The sequence below is a fragment of the Bacteroidota bacterium genome (genome assembly GCA_034723125.1).
Classification (GTDB): domain Bacteria; phylum Bacteroidota; class Bacteroidia; order CAILMK01; family JAAYUY01; genus JAYEOP01.
In genome coordinates this window covers 2,669-3,798 of sequence record JAYEOP010000374.1, presented here as the reverse complement: position 1 = coordinate 3,798, position 1,130 = coordinate 2,669, and the positions used below count along the sequence as shown (strand labels likewise).

The following is a 1,130-nucleotide window of genomic DNA, read 5'->3' as shown; positions in this document are numbered from 1 at the left end:
TCCACTCTTCCCTCGAATTAAATTGTTAATAAATACATTTTGAGATTATTTAGAATTAAACGATAATTGCCATTACATAATTTATTTCAAATGACATTTACTCCAGCAAAAAGAAGAAAAAGTCGAGAAAAAAAACTCAAAACATTTGATGCTGACAAAAACGGGAAAATTTTTGATGGAATATTTGGACTTCCTTTTGACACAGAAGATTCAGAGCTTGTTATACTTCCTGTTCCTTGGGATGTTGCATCTTCAAATCATGGTTCATCCACTGCACCGGAGGAAATACTAAAAGCCTCAAAAAAAATATCTCTTTTTCGGGAAGACAATAGCGATGTTTGGAAAAATGGAATTGCTTTACATAAAATTCCAAAAAAATGGCAAGAAAGTAGTCAGGAACTTATCAAAATAAGTAGGAAAATTAAAAGGAACAATAACGGAAGTATCAATAAACAAAATTCATCACAACTAATTGAACTCTACAAAAATGTGAATTATTCAAACATTATTTTAAAAGAATGGGTAGAGGATAAATGCAACGAATACTTAGATAAAAAAATACTAATGGGAGTGCTTGGAGGCGACCATTCTGTTGCAATAGGCTTTTTAAATTCACTTGCAAAAAAAAATAAAAATATTGGATTACTCCAAATAGATGCACATAGCAGTTTAAGACAAGAGCCTGAAGGTTTTGATTTTTCTCATAATTCATTTGCCTATCAGGCATTAAAAATTAAAGAAATAAAAAATATCATTCAAGTTAGTACGAGAGAAACAACCTACGCTGAAAATAAAAATTCAAAATCGGAACTAAGCGAAAATGGTAAGCGTTTAAAAACATATTCTGATAATTACTTAAAACGAAAACTTTTTAAAGGCACAACATGGCAAATGCTTGCAAATGAAATAATTAGTGGATTGCCAAAAAATGTTTACTTAAGCATTGATATTGATGCACTACAACAATGGCTATGTCCTAATTCAGAAAAAGCTGTTCCCGGAGGAATGAGTTTTGAAGAACTCGTAGTTTTAATTTCTATACTACGTGATAGCGGAAAAAAAATAATCGGCTTTGACCTTTGTGGTGTTACACCTTCCAAAACAAAAAAAGACAGTTGGGATGCAGAAAT

General features: G+C 31.2%; 1 protein-coding gene. It reads left to right on the top strand.

Annotation, left to right across the window (positions count from 1 at the left end; translation table 11 throughout):
• Positions 1 to 90: 90 nt before the first annotated feature.
• Positions 91 to 1,130, top strand: a 1,040-nt coding sequence (locus tag U9R42_10020; protein MEA3496357.1) for an arginase family protein, incomplete at its 3' end; no start/stop codon positions are given.